Below are 24,014 nucleotides of genomic sequence, written 5' to 3'. Positions count from 1 at the left end.
GTGGTTACAACCCAGTCACAATTTGGAAATTTTCGTATGTTTTTTTTATATTCAGGGAAACAGGATGGCTGGATATGCCAGGAACTCTTATATACCATGATTTATGACGTAATAAAAGGGATATTTTGACCAAAAGAAGGGCGGCACCCTCCGGCTGATCCTTCAGCCATAAGGTGCCGCCCTTTTTTATTGGTTTAAATACTTTTACTTGTAACTTACCCTCGCCCGATAATAATCAGGAGTCCTCTTCTTTCCGCTTCTTGCTTATGGCTGTCAGCATCAGGAAGATACCGGACATCATCATTGTTAATGTTGATTTGGCTAATCCCTGGCCTGTCTTTGGCAGCGGGGCCAGCGGTATTTCATCATCATTAATCAGCGTCATATCAAGTGGTGTTTCCGGAAGCGGTGCCAACGGTACATCCTCCGGGTTAATGGTCACTGCACCTGGGCCGCCGTTTGTCTGTGACAGACGTCCTGGGCCTCCGGAATTGCTTCCACCACCGCCGCCGCTGCTACTGCTTCCACCGGTAGACCTGAAGTTCGCTATAAATGTGGTATCCTGTACAAATGCATCTGCTTTGATTGAGTCCACGCCACTGTACGTTTTACCTGCATTTCCGTCAATACTCCAGTTGCTGAACACGTATCCGCTGTTGGCAGATACCGTGACATCCGCATTTGGATGGGCCGGAATCACGCTGCCTACCTTAATGATTTCAAGGGTTTCCGGATTCCTGGTTATCTCCTGAATTGTATGGACTTCCGTCGTCCTTCCGCCTACACTTCCGTTATTGCCAGTTACATAAGTGAAGGTTATCTGATATTTATCAGGTATTCCATCTGGCTCCTGAGGAATCTCCACACCGGTTTCGTCTAATACATAATACACTTTAACGAGATTGGCGCTGCTGTCAGAACCTACTGTCTTAGGGCCATTTGCGCTTTCAAAGATATAATTCCTGCCTTCAAATACCCTTGGTACGGTAGTAAATGGAATCTCTGTCTCAAATATGACATTGTCTTTGGAATCAACCTCCCCTAACACTCCATCATAGTAGTATTCAACCTTATAGCTTAAATCGCCTCTTATAGCGAAGTGTGCTGTATAGGTATCTGCTTCAAATACTTTGGAAATGGAATCTTTGCTTGGAATAAAGGTTTCATCCACTCCTACCTTTTCACCGGCCATATTGGTCCAATAGGTGAATACATATCCGTCATTTGCTGCTGCCTTGGCTCCTTCCGGTTTTCCGGTTGCCGGGGCAAGGGTTTCTTCTTCCTTGCTGACGTTTCCGCCTATGTCAGCCACATATTTGACGGTTACTGTTTCATTTTCTTCAAAATGGGCCGTGTAGGTTGCCGCTACATTCACTCCATCTACCTTATCAGGGATAAATTTATAATCCCGGCCGACTTCATTTCCATCTGCGTCAGTCCAATTCACGAAATGGTAACCCGGCAGTTCTCTTGCTTCTGATCCTGCTGCATAATCAGTGACTGGAGCAAGGGTTTCACTTGTTGGATCCACACTTCCGCCTTCTGTTGCCTGATACAGGATTGTTACATCTGGGTTCTCTTCAAAGTGGGCTGTATAAATTTCCGCCACATTCACTCCGTCTACCTTAGCTGGGACATACTTTAGGTCATCGCTGACTACATTTCCAGCCTTATTAGTCCAATTCACGAAATGGTAGCCCGGCAGTGCTTCTGCTGTGGAACCTGATGCCACATCAGTAACAGGAGCAAGGGTCTCACTTGCTGGATTTACGCTTCCGCCTGCTGTTGCCTGATACAGGATTGTTACATCTGCATCCTCTTCAAAGTGGGCTGTATAGGTTGCCGCCACATTCACTCCACCTACCTTGGCCGGGACATACTTTAGGTCATCGCTGACTACATTTCCAACCTTATCAGTCCAATTTACGAAATGATAGCCCGGCAGTGCTTCTGCTGTGGAACCTGATGCTTCCCCTGTAGCAGGGGCAAGGGTTTCACTTGTTGGAGTTACTTTTCCGCCCTTTTCTGCCTTATATACTATCGTTACATCTGCGTCCTCTTCAAAGTGGGCTGTATAGATTGCCGCCTTATTCACTCCATCTACCTTTGAAGGAATATATTTTTCAATCTCACTGACTACATCTCCAGCCTCGTTGGTCCATTTTACAAAATGGTAACCTGGCTGCGCCTGTGCCTCGGAACCTAATGCATTATCCGTAACAGGTGCAAGGATTTCATAGGGAGTGCTGACATTTCCACCCTTCAACGCCTTATATTGGATTGTTATTTTTGAATCCTCTGCAAAATTAGCTGTATAGGTGGCTGCTACATTCAGCCCCTCTACCCGCGCTGGCACATACTTAAGGTCCGTGCTGACCTCATCGCCATTTTCATTTGTCCAGTTCACAAAGTGATAACCTGGCGAAGCGCTTGCCGTAGAGCCTTCCGCATCCTCCGTAACCGGGGCAATGGTTTCTTTGGACAAATCAACCATACCGCCCTCAGTTGCAACATAGTTAATGGTTACATCTTCATCCTCTTTAAAGTTAGCCTTAAATTCAGTTGCCTCATAAATGCCGCTGGCTTTTGCCACTTTATCTATCTCATGTCTTCCTATGACATCATTTTTTCCAACTGCTACGCCGTTTACTGTCCAGTTTTCAAAGTGGTAACCTGGTGATGCCGTTGCTTTGGAACCTTTTGCAATTCCGGTGGATGGGGCCACTGTTTCACTTTCAGGAGCCACACTGCCGCCAGTACCTGCAACATAGGTCAGGGTTACATCTTCATTTTCCTCTAATAAGATACAGATTCTCTGGGCCGCCCTGGTATCCTTAACACAGAAGCTCCCCTTTAAGTCCTTCTCTTCTCCCGTAGGATTACCGGTATCTGCTACATAAACCACCTTACCCAGACCATATCCTGGCAGAGAAGCAGGAACTGCCTTTATAATGTCCTGATGGGATGTGCTGGTTTCTGAAATGCTGATGTAATCATCCGCATATACATAATCCGGTCCGATTCCATATCCTTCAGAAGGCATCAGTTCATAACCTGTACCTGTATTCTTCCAGTATTCAACCTGAACGGTCCTCGGAAGTTTGTAAGTGATATGCAGGCGTGATTCCTTGCCTTCATGGAATACTTCATCATCTAATCCATCAAATGCAACCGCTTTGCTATCTTCTAATGTTGCATAAATCGCTTTGGACCATCCTGTATCTGTCTCATACATCAGATATACGGAATTGATTTTAGCTCCCTCATGGCCTGCCTCGGTCTGTGCCTTGCTGTACGCCAGAATTTCATTTACACCGTCGAGGTTCAGGATTGCATTATCCTGTGTTCCACTTTTTTTGTAAGTCAGCGGCGCATCATCCGGTCCGTAATCTTCATACCTATCAATATATTCGCCGTAACTGAGATCTGGATTTGTATCAGGATAATATGCCCAGACCTTAAAGGTTCCTACTTCCTTCCATACTGCGAACAGAATGTCTTCTTCGGCCGTCAGCGTATACAAATCATCTGGCTCATATGAGGTGCCGGTTCCATCTGCTTTTGTATTCCAGCCTGCAAAGTAATATCCGTCCCTGGTGAACTGATTTTCCTTTACAGATACCTTACCGCCTACAATTCCAGTGCTTGGGGACATTTCGCCGATGCCCTTGTTGGCATTATAGGTAAGGACATCTTCATTTCCCTCCCATACTGCATAGAAGGTCATTCCATCCATCCAACCGCTTTCCGGCTTATCGGGTGTGAATTGGACATTGTTGGAGATAGGAGTTCCCTCGCCCATGTCATTGTCAAACCATCCCTTAAATTCATATCCTTGTGGTGTTTTAGCGGTTGAACCTGTCGGCCCCTCTGTGTATGCCTTAAATTGGTCCTTATCCTTGGTTACACTGCCTCCGCCTATGGCCTCATAGTGAATTGTTATGGATGGATTCGGGATATACCTGGCGTAGAAGTTAACCATCTGATTAACCTTATACGGGAATTCGGCCTCCTGACTGCGCTTCTCATCTGTGTACCATCCACTAAACAGATATTCCACTCCGCCTACTGTCTTCTTATCAACATATACTTTCTCCGGGGATGTATTATCTCCAATCCTTACATCATAACTCTCAACAGGCTGGTAGCCTTGTTCACCTGCATCCCACAACCAATAGGTTGCCGTAGCCTTTTCTCTGGTGGTCACGCTGGCTGTCATATCCACATGATAGGTTGCCTTACCACTATCATGGGAATTTCCCTTTTCATCCACCCACCCCATCGGATACGTTATCTTGTATGGCAAATATGATATTGTTACATCAATATTATTCGCATCGACTCCATAAAGGTCTGCTATGACTTTCTTGATATTGGCATCAGCCGGATAGTTAATGACTCTGCTGGCTGGATTATCAAGGCTGTAATGTTTCTTACCCCCTACCATATCCGTTCCATACTGATTCTTAATGCCGCTGACATCAATATTTCCATAGCCTACATATTTCCAGTCCTTGTCTTCCAAAGAAGCGGGATCTTTCCCAGGTTTTTGAACATAGAAATACGATCTAACCTCATTTCTCTTTACCGTAATTTCAAATTCCTGTTTATATCTACCGTTCCATCCATATGAGTAGGTGAGCGTTACTGTCTTTCCACTTATATCATTGGCATGGACTTCCGCATATGGATACCAGTCAATTCCACTTTGCTCCACACTGACTATACTTGGATCAGATGATATCCATGTTCCACCTGTTCCACCTATTATGGCATCGCATGCTTCCAACCTTATGGTCTGGCCAACATACATTGTATAGGAATTCTTATATGCCTCTGATCCTACAATAGCATAAATGGAAAAGTGTTTTGCTTCAAAGGATACGGATGCCTCGTCAACAGATGCGCCAACTGCTTCAACATTGACAATGTCTGCTGCCTGAATGTCAATCTCCTGAGCTGCCGCCTTTTCTTTTTCTTCCTTATCATTGTCCTGGACGGTCTCAACATACATGACCTCGACCTTGTCAGACTGGGCATTCTGTTCTTCCACAGGAGCGCCTGCAAATGTTACCCTTACCCGCTTGCTTCCGCCCCAAATGTCTGAATCCAACAGCTTATCGCCTAACCAGAGGTTAATATCATAAGCCATGACGGATGAGACAATTTTGCCTTCTTCATCTGCCTGTGCGGTTTCTTTTACTGCATTTTCAACATCTTCATTAACCCTTACAGCAGATGCCGTCACTCCAGCAGGAAGGACACCTTCATCTGCGCCGATATAAATGATTACGCCGTCATCCATTACAATGGGTTCCAGTTCAACTGCCGGATGCGCCATGGTTTCATTCATATAAACCTCTACATCCTGCTCTTCATAGATATCCGGAACAGAATACCATGCGGTCTGGGAACCATTTTCATTCTCAACAACTGCGTCTGCCTCGATAATCTCATCATTTACAGAAACATAATCAATCGCGGAACCAAGCTGGTTCTTTACGCCGAAGGTTAATGTTCCGCCTTCTTCCACACCCCTGAGGCCTTCCACGATACGGGCGCTTGCCTCCGGATATACGGCATAGGAAACCTTGTATCCGTCAAAATCATCTAAAGCCTTCAGCTGATTAAGTGTTGCTACATATACCTTTGCAGTGGAGCAATACCCCATTCCGACTAAATCCGCTGTGCCAGCCTTGGAAACATGATTTTCTTCCGAAGGAGTTTCCTTTGTCTGCTCAGCTGTGGAGGATGTGGCTGTTCCCACTGTTTCTTCCAGCTCTGAAGATACATCTGCACTGCTTCCGCTATTATCCGCGGAACCGCTCTCTTCTGCAGCTGCGGTTGTTTCCTCTGTATCTGGTACAGTGGTCTCTTGGTCTGCTTCTGCAGCAGTCCCTTCTGTTGATTCTTCGGGAGCCTGTGTGGACTCGTTTGAACCGGCTGCTTCGGTTTCCTCTGTGGTTCCTTCTATTGCTTCAGTTGTCTCATTCTTCTCTACGGTTGTCTCTTCTTTTTCCGGCGCCTTTGTTTCCTTTGGCTCTTCCTCTTTTTCCGGCTCCGGGGCTTCTGTCTCTTCCTTTGACTCTGGTTCTGCATCGCCGTTCTCATTATCTGCAACTACTGGCGCGTAGTGACGCACGATAGATGCTACTGGTTCGGCTGATTCAGACTTGGGAGCTTCTGCTTCTGGAGACTCTGATTTTGGTGCTTCTGTTTCAGGGGCTTCTGTCTCAGCCGGCTGGGAAGCTTCTGTTTCAGGAGTTTTTTCCTCAGTAGATTCAGCGGCATTTGCCTCTGTCTGGATTTCTGCCTTACTTTCTTCCTGAGCTGCCGTGGTTTCCTCAGGAGTATCTGTTTCCTCTGATGCGGTTGTGCTGTCAGAAGATGTGCTTTCTTCTACAGATGTTGTCTCTTCTGGAACGGTTGCGGTTCCGTCCTCATCCGGTACTGTTGTCCCGTCTGGATTCACGGTTTCCGCAGGAGCAGTTGTTTCTTCTACGGCTGGTCCCTGGGTTTCCTCCGGCGCCGGTGTCTCAGCTGGCTTAGAAATAAGATTTACTTCCTCATCACCATATGCTGACTCATAACTTTTTACAGTTACGCGCTTGGTCTTTTTAACCTTTTCCTTACCATCATCCATCCTTGTGATTTCAGTGGTACAGCTGATGGTATCTTCGCCGTTATTCACATATAAGAAAATAATCTCTTCATCGCCGGTTACCATATACATGTCATCAGCACCTTCCGGCAGACGTACAAACACGCGAAGTTCTGCATCCATGCTGCCGCCTTCCGGCTCAGGGAACGCTTCGTAAATCCTTCCCTCCCCAAATAATAATTCCTCAAATTCAGCAATCTTTCCATTGGTGAAATCAAGGTCATCTGCTGTGACTTCGCTGCCATTGGCAATTGCGTCTTCAATGGCCTTCACAAGCTGTGAACCGCTCATTGAAAATGTAACTGATTCCGATGAACTGGCTGCATACGCTGTATTCACATTAACGCCTACGTTTGTGAAAATCATGGCAGCCGCAAGTACAAATGCAAGGAATCTTCTCTGCACACTGTGCATGTTTCTTACAATTGCCCTGGCCTTATTCCTTCTTTCCATACTGTTTCTCCTTCCTTATAATCTATTTCCAAAATCAGGATTTTTGTTATCTAGGGACAGTATAGCAAATGGAGGTTACAATCGGGTTACATTTTGGAGAATTTCGTAAATATCTTTTATTTGATAAAATCTGACATGTTATTATGGATAGGCTATGCTCAATAGAGGATGGGCGTTGCAAAAAAAGAAGGGCGGCACCCTCCGGCTGATTCTTCAGCCATAAGGTGCCGCCTTCATTTATTGATTTAATTCCTTTTACTTGTAACTTATCCTCGCTCGATGATTATCAGGAGTCCTCTTCTTTCCGCTTCTTGCTCATGGCTGTCAGCATCAGGAAGATACCGGACATCATCATTGTGAGTGTTGATTTAACAGAACTCTGTCCTGTCTTTGGCAGTGCTGCTAACGGAATCTCTCCGTCATCAATCACTGTTGGGTCTACTGGTGCTCCTGGAAGCTGTGCCAACGGTACATCTTCTGGATTAATGGTTACTGCCCCTGGACCGCCGTCGGTTGATGGGGTTACGCGGCCTGGATTGCCACCACCGCCACCGGTGCCTCCGCCGCCAGTGTTACTATTGTAACTCCAAAGAGCGGTATAGACTGCGTTTCCTGTTACTGTTTCAGCAATCTCCTTATCCCATCCACTAAATCTGTAGTTACCGTTCGCTGTGGTCTGGCCGCTAAATGCAGGTGTCTTATCACCATAGTTTAATCCAGAACTGCTCTGTGCATCAAATGAGCCATGCTCTCCAGGATTATAGGTTACAGTAAACTGCTGTTTAAAGTAAACCCTTAATACCATATTGCCATCGCCGGTTATCTTTGCTTCGAATACATTTGCTGCATTTGAATCAAGGATGTATCCAGCTGGTGCTGTTTTATCTGTATCTGTTACAGCTGCAGTGGCATCTGTTGTTCCTGCCCTCAATGAAATATCATCCGGGGCCGCAGGATATTTACCTGCATTTTCATAGTAGAACTCAACCGTATACTTGGTGCTGTCGGAAGGTATCCACTGTGCTACATAGGTTGCATCCTTTGTTACAGTAGGTTCAACCTTTGGATTCCAGCCTGCAAAGATATAGCCTTCGGCACCTGGTGTTGCAGGAGCTAGCGGTGTTTTATCTTCATAGAACAAATTCTCTGATATGGTTTCATCAAATGTTCCATAATCACCCGGCTGATAAGATACCGTAAATAACTGTTTGAAGTAAACCTTTAACACCATTTCTCCGTCGCCTGTTATTATTAATTTCAAGGCATGGTTCATCGTATTATCAAATACATACTTGCCTTCCATTAATGAATTAGGGATCCTATCTTCTGCTGTTACTTCTGCATAAGTATCAGTGGTTCCATTTCGGCTCGTATCTACAAAATCCGGATTATCCGTATACATACCATTTTTCTCATAAAAATATTGTATTGTATACTTCGTATTTATATCAGCTTCATAATAAACTTTGATGATATTAGATTTAGAATCAACACCTATTTCTAATGGGAAATTCTCCTCTGCTACTAAATGATACCCCTCAAGGTTCTTATCATCATATTTATCAATTTTTGATTTATAAATTTGATTAGTAAATGAATCTGTTTTAGACTCATCAAGTCTACCATTATAATAGTATTCTACGCTGTAACTCAGGTCTGCACGTTTCACATAGTATACGCTGATCACGTTTTCCCCGGTCCCGATCGTGATTGGGGCCGTGGCACTCTCAAGGACATACCCGTCAACCACCTTATCCGTGTACCCGCTTATCACGGCACCGAACGTCTGGTTCTCGAACGTATCCGTCTTTGTCTCGTCCCTCACATTGTCATAGTAGTAATCCACCTGGTAACTCAGGTCCGTACGCTTCACATAGTATACGCTGATCACGTTTTCCCCGGTCCCGATCGTGATTGGGGCCGTGGCACTCTCAAGGACATACCCGTCAACCACCTTATCCGTGTACCCGCTTATCACGGCACCGAACGTCTGGTTCTCGAACGTATCCGTCTTTGTCTCGTCCCTCACATTGTCATAGTAGTAATCCACCTGGTAGCTCAGGTCCGTACGCTTCACATAGTATACGCTGATCACGTTTTCCCCGGTCCCGATCGTGATTGGGGCCGTGGCACTCTCAAGGACATACCCGTCAACCACCTTATCCGTGTACCCGCTTATCACGGCACCGAACGTCTGGTTCTCGAACGTATCCGTCTTCGCCTCGTCCCTCACATTGTCATAGTAGTAATCCACCTGGTAGCTCAGGTCCGTACGCTTCACATAGTATACGCTGATCACGTTTTCCCCGGTCCCGATCGTGATTGGGGCCGTGGCACTCTCAAGGACATACCCGTCAACCACCTTATCCGTGTACCCGCTTATCACGGCACCGAACGTCTGGTTCTCGAACGTATCCGTCTTTGTCTCGTCCCTCACATTGTCATAGTAGTAATCCACCTGGTAGCTCAGGTCCGTACGCTTCACATAGTATACTCTGATCACGTTTTCCCCGGTCCCGATCGTGATTGGGGCCGTGGCACTCTCAAGGACATACCCGTCAACCACCTTATCCGTGTACCCGCTTATCACGGCACCGAACGTCTGGTTCTCGAACGTATCCGTCTTCGCCTCGTCCCTCACATTGTCATAGTAGTAATCCACCTGGTAGCTCAGGTCCGTACGCTTCACATAGTATACGCTGATCACGTTTTCCCCGGTCCCGATCGTGATTGGGGCCGTGGCACTCTCAAGGACATACCCGTCAACCACCTTATCCGTGTACCCGCTTATCACGGCACCGAACGTCTGGTTCTCGAACGTATCCGTCTTTGTCTCGTCCCTCACATTGTCATAGTAGTAATCCACCTGGTAGCTCAGGTCCGTACGCTTCACATAGTATACGCTGATCACGTTTTCCCCGGTCCCGATCGTGATTGGGGCCGTGGCACTCTCAAGGACATACCCGTCAACCACCTTATCCGTGTACCCGCTTATCACGGCACCGAACGTCTGGTTCTCGAACGTATCCGTCTTCGCCTCGTCCCTCACATTGTCATAGTAGTAATCCACCTGGTAGCTCAGGTCCGTACGCTTCACATAGTATACGCTGATCACGTTTTCCCCGGTCCCGATCGTGATTGGGGCCGTGGCACTCTCAAGGACATACCCGTCAACCACCTTATCCGTGTACCCGCTTATCACGGCACCGAACGTCTGGTTCTCGAACGTATCCGTCTTTGTCTCGTCCCTCACATTGTCATAGTAGTAATCCACCTGGTAGCTCAGGTCCGTACGCTTCACATAGTATACGCTGATCACGTTTTCCCCGGTCCCGATCGTGATTGGGGCCGTGGCACTCTCAAGGACATACCCGTCAACCACCTTATCCGTGTACCCGCTTATCACGGCACCGAACGTCTGGTTCTCGAACGTATCCGTCTTCGCCTCGTCCCTCACATTGTCATAGTAGTAATCCACCTGGTAGCTCAGGTCCGTACGCTTCACATAGTATACGCTGATCACGTTTTCCCCGGTCCCGATCGTGATTGGGGCCGTGGCACTCTCAAGGACATACCCGTCAACCACCTTATCCGTGTACCCGCTTATCACGGCACCGAACGTCTGGTTCTCGAACGTATCCGTCTTCGCCTCGTCCCTCACATTGTCATAGTAGTAATCCACCTGGTAGCTCAGGTCCGTACGCTTCACATAGTATACGCTGATCACGTTTTCCCCGGTCCCGATCGTGATTGGGGCCGTGGCACTCTCAAGGACATACCCGTCAACCACCTTATCCGTGTACCCGCTTATCACGGCACCGAACGTCTGGTTCTCGAACGTATCCGTCTTTGTCTCGTCCTTCACATTGTCATAGTAGTAATCCACCTGGTAGCTCAGGTCCGTACGCTTCACATAGTATACGCTGATCACGTTTTCCCCGGTCCCGATCGTGATTGGGGCCGTGGCACTCTCAAGGACATACCCGTCAACCACCTTATCCGTGTACCCGCTTATCACGGCACCGAACGTCTGGTTCTCGAACGTATCCGTCTTTGTCTCGTCCCTCACATTGTCGTAATAATAATCTACCTGGTAGCTCAGGTCCGTCCTTGGAGAATACAATACATCAATCACATTCCCCTCAACCTTGATATAGTATGGGCCTGATGGGGTCTGGATACCGCCCCTATAACCATCCGGTTGCATTGCATCCAGAGCAGTCCGTCCAAGTATTATCCCCTGTTCAAATGTTGCCTGTACAGGATTGCTGCTCCCCAGGAAATGGGTATAACCACCATCGCCATCCTGCTCCATACTGATTTCATCCTTATAGTAGTTAACTATATAATTCAGGTCAGTACGTTTGGCGTAGTATACACTGATTATGTTATCCCCCGTCCCGATTGTAAGTGGGGTTGTTGCTCTTTCAAAGGTATACCCCTCTATCACCTTATCGGTATAGCCGTCAATCACAGTCCCGAACGTCTGGTTCTCAAACCTATCCGTCTTCGCCCCGTCCTTCTTGCCATCGTAGTAGTAGTCTACCTGGTAGCTCAGGTCCGTACGCTTCACATAGTATACACTGATCACGTTTTCCCCGGTCCCGATCGTGATTGGGGCCGTGGCACTCTCAAGGACATACCCGTCAACCACCTTATCCGTGTACCCGCTTATCACGGCACCGAACGTCTGGTTCTCGAACGTATCCGTCTTCGCCTCGTCCCTCACATTGTCGTAATAATAATCCACCTGGTAGCTCAGGTCCGTACGCTTCACATAGTATACGCTGATCACGTTTTCCCCGGTCCCGATCGTGATTGGGGCCGTGGCACTCTCAAGGACATACCCGTCAACCACCTTATCCGTGTACCCGCTTATCACGGCACCGAACGTCTGGTTCTCGAACGTATCCGTCTTTGTCTCGTCCCTCACATTGTCATAGTAGTAATCCACCTGGTAGCTCAGGTCCGTACGCTTCACATAGTATACTCTGATCACGTTTTCCCCGGTCCCGATCGTGATTGGGGCCGTGGCACTCTCAAGGACATACCCGTCAACCACCTTATCCGTGTACCCGCTTATCACGGCACCGAACGTCTGGTTCTCGAACGTATCCGTCTTCGCCTCGTCCCTCACATTGTCATAGTAGTAATCCACCTGGTAGCTCAGGTCCGTACGCTTCACATAGTATACGCTGATCACGTTTTCCCCGGTCCCGATCGTGATTGGGGCCGTGGCACTCTCAAGGACATACCCGTCAACCACCTTATCCGTGTACCCGCTTATCACGGCACCGAACGTCTGGTTCTCGAACGTATCCGTCTTTGTCTCGTCCTTCACATTGTCATAGTAGTAATCCACCTGGTAGCTCAGGTCCGTACGCTTCACATAGTATACGCTGATCACGTTTTCCCCGGTCCCGATCGTGATTGGGGCCGTGGCACTCTCAAGGACATACCCGTCAACCACCTTATCCGTGTACCCGCTTATCACGGCACCGAACGTCTGGTTCTCGAACGTATCCGTCTTTGTCTCGTCCTTCACATTGTCATAGTAGTAATCCACCTGGTAGCTCAGGTCCGTACGCTTCACATAGTATACGCTGATCACGTTTTCCCCGGTCCCGATCGTGATTGGGGCCGTGGCACTCTCAAGGACATACCCGTCAACCACCTTATCCGTGTACCCGCTTATCACGGCACCGAACGTCTGGTTCTCGAACGTATCCGTCTTTGTCTCGTCCCTCACATTGTCGTAATAATAATCTACCTGGTAGCTCAGGTCCGTCCTTGGAGAATACAATACATCAATCACATTCCCCTCAACCTTGATATAGTATGGGCCTGATGGGGTCTGGATACCGCCCCTATAACCATCCGGTTGCATTGCATCCAGAGCAGTCCGTCCAAGTATTATCCCCTGTTCAAATGTTGCCTGTACAGGATTGCTGCTCCCCAGGAAATGGGTATAACCACCATCGCCATCCTGCTCCATACTGATTTCATCCTTATAGTAGTTAACTATATAATTCAGGTCAGTACGTTTGGCGTAGTATACACTGATTATGTTATCCCCCGTCCCGATTGTAAGTGGGGTTGTTGCTCTTTCAAAGGTATACCCCTCTATCACCTTATCGGTATAGCCGTCAATCACAGTCCCGAACGTCTGGTTCTCAAACCTATCCGTCTTCGCCCCGTCCTTCTTGCCATCGTAGTAGTAGTCTACCTGGTAGCTCAGGTCCGTACGCTTCACATAGTATACGCTGATCACGTTTTCCCCGGTCCCGATCGTGATTGGGGCCGTGGCACTCTCAAGGACATACCCGTCAACCACCTTATCCGTGTACCCGCTTATCACGGCACCGAACGTCTGGTTCTCGAACGTATCCGTCTTCGCCTCGTCCCTCACATTGTCATAGTAGTAATCCACCTGGTAGCTCAGGTCCGTACGCTTCACATAGTATACGCTGATCACGTTTTCCCCGGTCCCGATCGTGATTGGGGCCGTGGCACTCTCAAGGACATACCCGTCAACCACCTTATCCGTGTACCCGCTTATCACGGCACCGAACGTCTGGTTCTCGAACGTATCCGTCTTTGTCTCGTCCTTCACATTGTCATAGTAGTAATCCACCTGGTAGCTCAGGTCCGTACGCTTCACATAGTATACGCTGATTACGTTTTCCCCGGTCCCGATCGTGATTGGGGCCGTGGCACTCTCAAGGACATACCCGTCAACCACCTTATCCGTGTACCCGCTTATCACGGCACCGAACGTCTGGTTCTCGAACGTATCCGTCTTTGTCTCGTCCTTCACATTGTCATAGTAGTAATCCACCTGGTAGCTCAGGTCCGTACGCTTCACATAGTATACGCTGATCACGTTTTCCCCGGTCCCGATCGTGATTGGGGCCGTGGCACTCTCAAGGACATACCCGTCAACCACCTTATCCGTGTACCCGCTTATCACGGCACCGAACGTCTGGTTCTCGAACGTATCCGTCTTTGTCTCGTCCCTCACATTGTCATAGTAGTAATCCACCTGGTAGCTCAGGTCCGTACGCTTCACATAGTATACGCTGATCACGTTTTCCCCGGTCCCGATCGTAAGCGGGGTCGTGGCACTCTCAAGGACATACCCGTCAACCACCTTATCGGTATACCCGCTTATCACGGCGCCGAATGTCTGGTTCTCGAACCTATCCGTCTTTGTCTCGTCCTTCACATTGTCGTAATAATAATCTACCTGGTAGCTCAGGTCCGTCCTTGGAGAATACAATACATCAATCACATTCCCCTCAACCTTGATATAGTATGGGCCTGATGGGGTCTGGATACCGCCCCTATAACCATCCGGTTGCATTGCATCCAGAGCAGTCCGTCCAAGTATTATTCCCTGGTCAAATGTTGCCTGTACCGGATTGCTGCTTCCCAGGAAATAGGTATAACCACCATCGTCATCCTGCTCCATACTGATTTCATCCTTATAGTAGTTAACTATATAATTCAGGTCAGTACGTTTGGCGTAGTATACACTGATTATGTTATCCCCCGTCCCGATTGTAAGTGGGGTTGTTGCTCTTTCCAAGATATACCCCTCTATCACCTTATCGGTATAGCCGTCAATCACAGTCCCGAATGTCTGGTTCTCAAACCTATCCGTCTTCGCCCCGTCCTTCTTGCCATCGTAGTAGTAGTCTACCTGGTAGCTCAGGTCCGTACGCTTCACATAATATACGCTGATCACGTTTTCCCCGGTCCCGATTGTAAGCGGGGTCGTGGCACTCTCAAGGACATACCCGTCAACCACCTTATCGGTATACCCGCTTATCACGGCGCCGAATGTCTGGTTCTCAAACGTATCCGTCTTTGTCTCGTCCTTCACATTGTCGTAATAATAATCCACCCGGTAGCTCAGGTCCGTACGCTTCACATAGTATACGCTGATTACATTATCTCCAACTCCAATTGTAATCGGGGCTGTATCCTTCTCAAGGATATATCCATCAATATTTTTGTCCTCATAATCATCAATTTCGGTTCCAAAAACTTGATTATAATATCTCTCTGTTTGGGCATCATCCCTTTTTCCGTTATAATAGTATTCGACTTTATAATTTAAATCCCCTCGTCTTGTGTAATAGAGATTTAATACCGTGCTACCATCACCATTTACATTTTCTTCAGTTCTGCCATCAACAATCCCCTCTTGATAAACAAAACCAGGAATCGCTTCTTGATTATCAGCATCCTTTACTATGCTGTCAGTAACCGCATATCGAGTCTTAGTCTCATTATATTGTATATAATCCGCTTGACTCTCACCTGAAGTATTCATTCTTTGAATCCAGTGATTTATAGAATACTGTGTATTATTCTTAGGTGCCCATATAGCATATAAAACTACATCTGCTGCTGGCATATTGAATTTCTGGTTTCTGATTGTTGATACTGGATATAATGGACTATCTGCACTCTCATCAGTGTTCCACCCCAGAAAATCATATCCAGTGCGGGACGGTACAGTCGAAAAGTCAACCGTCACAGAAGCTCCTTCCATATAATTGACTGCAGCAGGAACATTTCCATTACCACCATTAGGATGATATGAGACAGTATAACTCTCTTCATCTACAATAACACCATCCACATGCCATTCCGACTGTTCTTTTATTACATACCATTTAACCTTCTGAGTATTTGGATTGAATTTAGTTTGATTATCTCCAAATGCCACTCTAGCCGCAGCTAATATTTCTTGCTTTGTAGGCTCCTTCCTTATATTATTTTTTACAGCCTCATCATTATTATTAATTTCTTTCAGTTCATGTAAGTAACCAGTCAATTGAATACTGGCAGTTGGTGCCGGGAAATAAGAACCGCCACTATATCCCTTAGGCTCAAATGGCGCTCTTCCATCCGTTCTAATAAAGAAATACACTTTTGTATTACTTGATGCACTGGTATTATTCCAGTTTGCGTATAGTGTAATATCTTCATTAATAATTTGGTCAAGTTCCGTTGCTGGATAAGTAATGTTTTCAATAAATGTCTGTTCTTTTATTCCTGTTCCACTATGATGCCCAGACGGTTCACCATGCCACCCTACAAAATCATACCCATATCGATTTGAAAAAGTATTTGTTGGAGTGACTATCGTACCTTCGGATGAGACAGGAATTGAAAAGGCTTCTCCAACTCCTCCATAGGCACTATTAGGATTAAAAGTAACTAAATATGACCATATGGCATAGTATGTTGTATTCCTTGATATATTGACCGTGGTGCCAGGAGCCAATAAATTAGTCCTATCTTTGCTAGTAAGTGACCATCCCAAAAATTCTCTTCCCAATTCTTTTACTGTAATTCCAGTCTCTGACAATTCCGGAAGAACAATTTGACCATTTACCGCAGATTTAGTATAAACCGTGGCCTGATTTTGTCCATTTGCTTCAAAAGAAGCTATAGACTTAGAAGAACTAAAATAGAATTTTATTGTTAGGTTTTCGAACGTACCTAACGTTTTTTCTTCGACCGAACCACCATCAATATATCTATATTGTATTGATGAGCCATACTTCATTTTTGTCAGTGTCTTATCAACATACTCATATTTAGACCAATCCCAAACACCGACTGTAGCTTTTTCAAATCGATATCCACTAAGTTCACTATCTCCAGAAATCAGTCCCTCGGCAATTTTTTCTACATCTGTCCAACTCTTTGACAGACTATAATTCATTTTACGATTACTGCCTATTCCATTGTCTTGCAAATCAAGCAAATCAATGCTTATATCTCGACTTTTATTACCGTTATAGAATGTAACAGTATATACAGAGAAATGATTAGCTTCAAATGATACTGCTTCAACATTTGCTTCACCAGCAACTTCTAAGCTCTCCGAGACTGTTTCAACTGACACAACATCTTCTGCCGTTATATCCGCCTGAACCTCATCATCCTTAGTAGTTTCAACATAAACAACTTCTACAGTATCTGCTTCCCTACTTTTTTCTTCAATTGGAGTACCCGTAAAAGTAACCTGCACTACGCCACTCCAAATCTGATCATCTAACTTATTTCCTTTCGCATCCAATAAATCAATATTGTATGAAAGTGCAGCTACTACTTCTTTCGTCTCTCCTGAAGCTTCAGCTTCAGCTTCAACATTAGCTTTTACCGCATCCTCAATACCATATACTACGCTTGCAACTGCTTGAACCCCTGCCGGAAGGACTCCTTCATCCGCCTGTATATGGATTACAGTACCGTCTTCCATAACAATAGGATCAAACACTACTGCCGGATGCTCCCCAGTCTCCGTCATATAGACTTCAACCTCCTGCTCCTCATAAATCTCAGGAACAGAATACCAGGCAGTCTGTGAACCATCATCATTATCCGTGATGGAATCAACTGAGAGGATTTCTCCATTCGCAGTCACACTCTCAACCGCATACCCAATCTGATTCTTAACACCAAAGCTTAACGCCTGGCCTTCCTCAACGCCTCTTGGTCCTTCAACGATACGGGCGCTGGCTTCTGGGTAGATTGCATAAGAAATCTTATATCCCTCAAAGTCATCCAAAGCCTTCAGCTGGTTAATGGTAGTTACATAAACCTTAGCAGTGGAACAATAACCGATTCCAACCAAATCACTTGTTCCTGCCGCAGAAACATTATCATCTTTTGCAGGTGCCTCGGTTGGCTTAGCCTCTGACGGTGAAGCCACATCCGGAACCGTCTGTGCCGGTGCCTTAGTTTCGCTTTCATCCGCAGAACCGCTTCCGCTCTCCACCGGTGCTGCCGTTGTCTCATCCGTACCAGGTACGGTGGTTTCCCCATCAGCTGCAGTAGTGGTTTCATCAGTTGCATCCTGAGCCGGCTCTGTCGGGTCTGTTGAATCTGTTGCTTCTGTTGACTCCTCCTTGGTCGGAGCCTCCGTTGCATCAGTCTCTTCAGCCGTTGTTGCCTCTTCCTTCGTGGGAGCCTCAGTCTCCTTTGGCGCTTCCTCTTTCTCAGGTTCAGGAGCTTCTGTTTCTTCCCTGGCTTCCGCTTCTTCCTTAGTCCCGGCTGCGTCCCCATTCTCATTGTCAGCAACCACTGGTGCGTTGTGACGGATGATGGATGCTACAGGTTCGCCTACCTCGGCTTCAGGAGCTTCTGCTTCGGGTGCTTCGGTTTCAGGAGCTTCGGTCTTCTCCGGCTCGGTTGCTTCCTGAGTTTTTTCCTCAGCAGCTTCCGTTGTTGCCGGTTCTTCTGTCTGGCTTTCCTCCGGAGCAGCTGTTGTCTCATCCGGTAAGGTTGCCTGCGTCTCATCAGCAGCTGTGGTTTCATCCGGAGCTGTTGTGGTTTCGTCTGTTGCATCGTCCGGTGCTGCCGTGGTCCCATCTACAGATGGAGCCGTGGTCTCAACCTGGCTCTCAGTCTCTGCTGGCGCCGTTGTTTCATCTGCGCCAGGCCTGTTTGTATCTTCAGGTAACGGTGCAGGTGTTTCCACTGGCTTGGAGATGAGATTCACTTCCTCATCGCCATAAGCAGCCTCATAACTCTTTACAGTAACACGTTTGGTCTTCTTGACCTTTTCCGCACCGTCATCCATCCTTGTGATTTCAGTGGTGCAGCTGATGCTATCTTCTCCGTTATTCACATATAAGAAGATAATCTCTTCATCGCCGGTTACCATATACATGTCATCAGCATCTTCCGGCAGCCGTACGAACACCCTTAATTCTGCGTCCATACTTCCGCCATCCGGATCAGGGAATGCCTCATAGATTTTCCCCTCCCCGAAGAAGAGTTTCTCAAATTCAGCAATCTTTCCATTGGTGAAATCGAGATCCTCTGCCGTCACTTCATTACCATTGGCGATTGCTTCATCAATGGCTTTGACAAGCTGTGATCCGCTCATCGAGAAGGTGACGGATTCTGACGAAGTTGCTGCAAGGGCCGTATTCAAATCCGCACCCACATTGGTTAGGATCATGGCTGCTGCAAGCACGAACGCCAGAAGTCTTTTCTGAACGCTGTACACTGTCCGCGACAGCGCCCTAGACCTTTTTCTTCCTTCCATACATATTCTCCTCTCATGATATTTCTTTTCCAAACCTAGGATAATTTACAACTATCTGGAACAAGTATATCAAATGACAGTTACAAACGGGTTACAAATTAAGAAAAGTTAAAATTTTTCTTAAATTATTCCTGCCCATTCCTAACCTCTGTAATAATCATAGCAAACCCGGCGTTACAAGGGGCGTTATTTCATACAGCTTTTTTGTTACTATTTCAATCCTCTTCCCCATTTTAGATTTTACTTTATAACCGGTTTTGCATTTTTGGACGTACATCAGGTTTAAATTGTCGAATAATATCTGCAATTGTTGTCGTGAGGTTTTTTCTCGTTCATTATTGCATTTTCCCCTCTTCCTATGGTACAATGTTACCAATGATTGTTATGAGTTTTTTTCTCTCAGAAAGCGAGGTATTCCATGCTGGTTCAGCTTACATTGAAGAATTTTAAGATATTCAAAGAGGAAACCCTGTTGGATTGTATTCCCGGTCCGATTAATGAGCATAAGGCATCCCTGATTAAGGATCCGCTGGATGGCGAACAGTTCCTTCCTGTCATCTCCGTCTATGGCCCAAACAGCGGGGGGAAGTCCACGGTCCTCTATGGACTCTCGTATCTGTCTGCCCTTATTACCGCCCCGGCATCCGCATCATCCATACCATCCGTACCCCAGCAGCTTTCATACCGCATGGATCCGGATTGTGCCCACATTCCCACTGAGTTTGATGTGCTGTTCCGTCATAAGGGATTCCTGTTCCGCTATCAGCTTCATCTTCTGAGGGGAGTCATCCAGGAAGAGAACCTTTTCTATGGACGCCTTGGCAAGGATGATGCAGGTATTCTTTTTAATAGGAAGGAATCCGATTTTCATCTGGGGAAAACCGTACCAGCGGTTCAGATTGAACAGCTTCCTCCGGACCGTCCTCTCCTTGCGCTTCTGTTCCATTCCCTGGATTGCGGATCAATGACCTGTGAATCAGTGCAGGCTGCATTTTCCTGGTTCAGGGACATCCATTTCCTGTCCCCGGACAGCCCGGTGTACCCGCAGCTGCCCAATGAGCCGGACATGCAGGCTGCAATCTGCTCTGCTCTGCAGGCCATGGATTTAGATATTACCGGTTACAGGACCATCCTGAGAGATGGAATAGATGGAAGGGAACTTTTAATCACCCATACCCCGGCAGCTTCCGCCAGTTATGAATTACCCTGCAGCGAAGAATCAAAGGGCACCAGAAAGCTTCTGTCCATACTGCCGGATATACTCCTCAGCCTGAAGGAAGGACATCTGGTTGTGGCGGATGACCTGGATTCCTTACTGCATCCCCATCTGCTCCGGTACATAACCAGCCTTTATACTAATTGTGAGAAAAATCCTCACGGTTCACAGCTTATATTTACCAGTCATAATACTGCAATCCTGATGCCCGCCGTGCTTAGACGGGATGAGATATGGCTCTGCTCCCGCCCCACGGGAGAAGATGCACAGCTCTATCCCCTTTCATGGTATAAAAAAGAAAACGGCCTCATCCCGCGAAACGATGAGGCCTATGGCAAGCAATACCTGGAAGGGCGTTATGGCGCCAGCCCTAAGGTATCTTATTGATATTCAGTTTCTGTTACAGCAGGCTTTCAGGCATTACCTGATAGTTCAGCTTCACCCTTCTCCCTCCGTCCCACAGATGGAGGTTCCTGTCAATACGTTCGTATATCCTGAGACAGTATTCCTGGGAGGTGCCGTTGAGCATCACCAGGTACTGGCTGGGATTGTAGCAGGTGAACACATCCCCTTTCCTGATTGATTTGCCGATGGCTTCATGGAGCTTGGAGGATGCTGCCTTTAAGAGTTCCCCTCCTGCATCCAGCGGCTTTCCTTTGGAGTCCAGCAGGGTGCAGCACAGAAGCACATTGGTGAAATCAATCCTCTCCGACATGCGGACCAAGAGCCGGTAGCAGTCTATGAACGCGGGATAGGAACAATAGTATGGGCCGTTCACCCGGTCCCTTTCATGCAGGCTGTCCCTTATGTCCTTAAGCGTATCAGAGGTATAGCGTATCTGGCCGCTCATGGTCCTGAACCGTTCCAGCATCTTCTCAGACGGAGGCAGTCCCTGTTCCTCAAAGTATTGGGTCACCGCCTGGTCATATACCTGCATGGCATCCTTGAAGCGTTTCATGGCAATCAGACAGTCAATCTTCATAATCTGGCATTCTTCGTAGGGATAAAGCTCACAGGCGGCTGAGGACAACTCCAGCAGGTCTGTGTATTCCCGGTTCTCCTTCATGATATAATATGCCATCCTGAGACAGTCAAAATACAGTTCCTGGCACCGGACCCCAATGATAGATACCCACTTCTCTCCTGCCAGCTGGGCCATGAACTCTCCCTGATATAACCCGCAGGCCCTCTTTAAAAGGAATTCATCCTTTTGTTTCAGTGCTTTGCGGGCTGTTGTCTCAAAGTCCTTTGCATCAATATAGACAGGTACGCCTCCGCTGTCCCACCGGTATATGCCACTGTCAGTGCGTATGTATTCATGCTCCGGCAATCCACAGCCCTCCAGGGTCTTCCTCAGCCGGAACACCGCCGCCCTCAGGCTGCCGGACGGATTCGTATTCTCCCCATTGCCGTAGAGCATGTCCAGTAGTTCTTCCCTGAGTACGCCTTTATCCCCTGCGTATAAAAGAATCAGGAACAGCTGAAGCATCTTCCCCTGTGGATTCCCCATAAGCGGCATGGGCTTCCTGTTGTACTCCACCATGACTGTTCCCATCATAAATACGGTTATGCCCTCATGCTCCATCCCCGGTACATAGGCATCCTGCTCTGTATTCATATTGTATCCCCCTGCACAATAGCGTTATATTGCATATAACACCATTGTACATTATTCCGTGCCTTTTTTCTACAAATCTTCCCAATTTTCCTCTAATTACCGCTATTTCCCCCTCATGAACCAGAAATAATAGGGAATCTCTACCAAAAGCATGACGCTCCATCCAATGGCGCAGGCATATGCCACGCCCTGCATCCCAATAGCAGGCGCCAGAAGATATACAAACACCACCCGCAGGCCGGTCTGGACAAACGTCCCCAGAAGCGTTATGCTCATATTCCCCATTCCGCGGAAAAATCCCTGGATACCATTAGTAAATGCCGGGAATATGTAAAAGACCGCCATCAAAGCCAGATAACTGCTGCCCAGCTTCACAATCCCCTCATTGCCAGCAGTGACGAATAGTCCCATCAACGGCTTTTTGAACAATGTGATTATAAGTCCGATACACACCCAATAGAGGAATTCCAGCCGCAGCCCATGAGAAAACCCTTTCCTAATACGCTCTGTTTTCCCGGCTCCCCTGTTCTGGGCCACAAAAGTTGTTATTCCATGGGAAATACTCTGCTCCGGAGTGAATGCATAATCATCTATCCTGTTTACCGCGTTAAACGCGGCAATCAAATCCACTCCCAACGGATTAATGGCCCCCTGGATCAACAGCTTTCCAATAGGCTGGCAGGACTGCTGCAAAGCTGTCACGCTTCCGTATCGCAACGTCTGTTTGAGAAGCAGGCGGTCCATGGTGAATTCCCCCTTGCGGAGCTGCAGCATGGGTATCTTCCTATATACATAGATGATACACAGGATTGCGGAAGCAGCTTCCGCAATCACGGTGGTGACAGCCGAACACACAATCCCAAAGCCCAGGCCGCCGATGAATATCAAATCCAGGACCGCATTTAGTATGGAAGAAAATGCGAGGAATTTAAGGGGTGTCTTGGAATCCCCCACACTTTTCAACGCGGCCGACACAGCGTTATAAAAGTAGGTAAAGGGCGCGCCTAAAAATATGATGGACAGATAGGTGGAGGCCATTCCAAGGATTTCATCCGGCACATTCAGGACGGCAAGGAGTGGACGTGAGAAAAACACTCCAAGAATCGCAACAATGACCGAGAAATAACAGCCGAATATGACCGTAGTGGACATTTCCCGTTTCAGCTTATCATGCTGCCCTGCCCCATAGAATTCGCTCATCAGCACGGAAGCTCCCATACAGATGCCGGAAATGCCCAGGATGACAATGTTCATGACCGGGCTGGCAGTGCCTTCCGCTGCCAGGGCCTGCTTCCCTATGAAACGGCCCGCTATGATGGAGTCCACTGCATTGTACGTGAGCTGGAACAGATTGCCCAGGATAAGCGGAACCGAATAGCGGACCAGATGATTTGTTATATTTCCCTCTGTCATGTTTACAGCAGCCATGATTGTCTCTCCTTAAGATTACCTTAACTCTTATCATAAAACTGCGCAGTTAAAAGCTGCGCAGTTTATCGTCCTCCCCGCCCGTGCTTTTATCAATGGAACGTATTTCCACGTCATAGCCAAAGCGGTCATCCACCTTCACATGTACCCTGTCCCCCACCTTGTGCCTGCGGATTGCCTTTCCCAGGGGCGAGTCAATGCTGATCAGGCCCTGAAGGGAGTTTCCCCGCACGGTTGTCACCAGCTTATACCGTTCTGTCTCATCGTCATCCGGTATATATATTTCAACCGTGTCTCCCAGCCCCACTTCGTTGTCCTTGGACTCATCGGAAATAATCCTGGCTGTCTTTATCATCTTCTCCAGATAACGGATACGGCTTTCATTGCGGTTCTTGTCCTGCTTTGCAGCCTTGTACTCAAAGTTCTCGCTCAGGTCCCCATGGGCCCTGGCCTCCTTGACCGCCTCCAGCGCTTCCTTCCGGACCACCAGCTTGCGGTACTCTATCTCTTCCTGCATTTTTTCAATATCACTTTTTGTCAGATTATCAAACATCCTAAATCA

The 24,014-nt window shown here is 47.3% G+C and carries 6 protein-coding genes; 1 reads left to right on the top strand and 5 read right to left on the bottom strand.

Features of this window, described 5'->3' with window-relative positions; all coding sequences use genetic code 11:
- Positions 1-235: 235 nt before the first annotated feature.
- Positions 236-7,114, bottom strand: a complete 6,879-nt coding sequence (locus tag MCJ35_RS03335) for a doubled motif LPXTG anchor domain-containing protein (RefSeq protein WP_025483004.1) — start codon at positions 7,112-7,114, stop codon at positions 236-238.
- Positions 7,115-7,400: 286 nt separating this feature from the next.
- On the bottom strand, positions 7,401-19,190 hold the full coding sequence (locus MCJ35_RS03330) for a doubled motif LPXTG anchor domain-containing protein (protein ID WP_240299357.1): 11,790 nt from the start codon (positions 19,188-19,190) through the stop codon (positions 7,401-7,403).
- Between the two features lie 418 nt (positions 19,191-19,608).
- Here MCJ35_RS03330 and MCJ35_RS03325 point away from each other — a divergent pair, with 418 nt between their 5' ends.
- Positions 19,609-20,793: an AAA family ATPase gene (locus tag MCJ35_RS03325; RefSeq protein ID WP_025483007.1), complete on the top strand. Its 1,185-nt coding sequence runs from the start codon at positions 19,609-19,611 to the stop codon at positions 20,791-20,793.
- 13 nt (positions 20,794-20,806) lie between these two features.
- Here MCJ35_RS03325 and MCJ35_RS03320 read toward each other — a convergent pair whose 3' ends face one another.
- The 3 genes from MCJ35_RS03320 to greA all read right to left on the bottom strand — a co-directional run bounded on the left by MCJ35_RS03320 (position 20,807) and on the right by greA (position 24,005).
- On the bottom strand, positions 20,807-22,024 hold the full coding sequence (locus tag MCJ35_RS03320; protein ID WP_025483008.1) for an AfsR/SARP family transcriptional regulator: 1,218 nt from the start codon (positions 22,022-22,024) through the stop codon (positions 20,807-20,809).
- Positions 22,025-22,126: 102 nt separating this feature from the next.
- Positions 22,127-23,452 carry an MATE family efflux transporter gene (locus MCJ35_RS03315; protein ID WP_025483009.1) on the bottom strand — a complete coding sequence of 442 codons (1,326 nt, stop codon included), beginning with the start codon at positions 23,450-23,452 and terminating at the stop codon, positions 22,127-22,129.
- A gap of 49 nt (positions 23,453-23,501) precedes the next feature.
- On the bottom strand, positions 23,502-24,005 hold the full coding sequence (gene greA / locus MCJ35_RS03310) for a transcription elongation factor GreA (RefSeq protein WP_025483010.1): 504 nt from the start codon (positions 24,003-24,005) through the stop codon (positions 23,502-23,504).
- Between the last annotated feature and the right edge of the window lie 9 nt (positions 24,006-24,014).

This window comes from Enterocloster sp. OA13 (assembly GCF_022440595.1).
Taxonomy (GTDB): domain Bacteria; phylum Bacillota; class Clostridia; order Lachnospirales; family Lachnospiraceae; genus Enterocloster; species Enterocloster hominis.
This window is presented reverse-complemented; position numbering and strand designations above follow the sequence as displayed.

Excerpts from the sequence above, each read along its gene's own strand:
- MCJ35_RS03335 (WP_025483004.1), bottom strand. The coding sequence starts at position 7,114 with ATGGAAAGAAGGAATAAGGCCAGGGCAATTGTAAGAAACATGCACAGT.
- MCJ35_RS03330 (WP_240299357.1), bottom strand. The coding sequence starts at position 19,190 with ATGGAAGGAAGAAAAAGGTCTAGGGCGCTGTCGCGGACAGTGTACAGC.
- MCJ35_RS03325 (WP_025483007.1), top strand. The coding sequence starts at position 19,609 with ATGCTGGTTCAGCTTACATTGAAGAATTTTAAGATATTCAAAGAGGAA.
- MCJ35_RS03320 (WP_025483008.1), bottom strand. The coding sequence starts at position 22,024 with ATGAATACAGAGCAGGATGCCTATGTACCGGGGATGGAGCATGAGGGC.
- MCJ35_RS03315 (WP_025483009.1), bottom strand. The coding sequence starts at position 23,452 with ATGGCTGCTGTAAACATGACAGAGGGAAATATAACAAATCATCTGGTC.
- greA (WP_025483010.1), bottom strand. The coding sequence starts at position 24,005 with ATGTTTGATAATCTGACAAAAAGTGATATTGAAAAAATGCAGGAAGAG.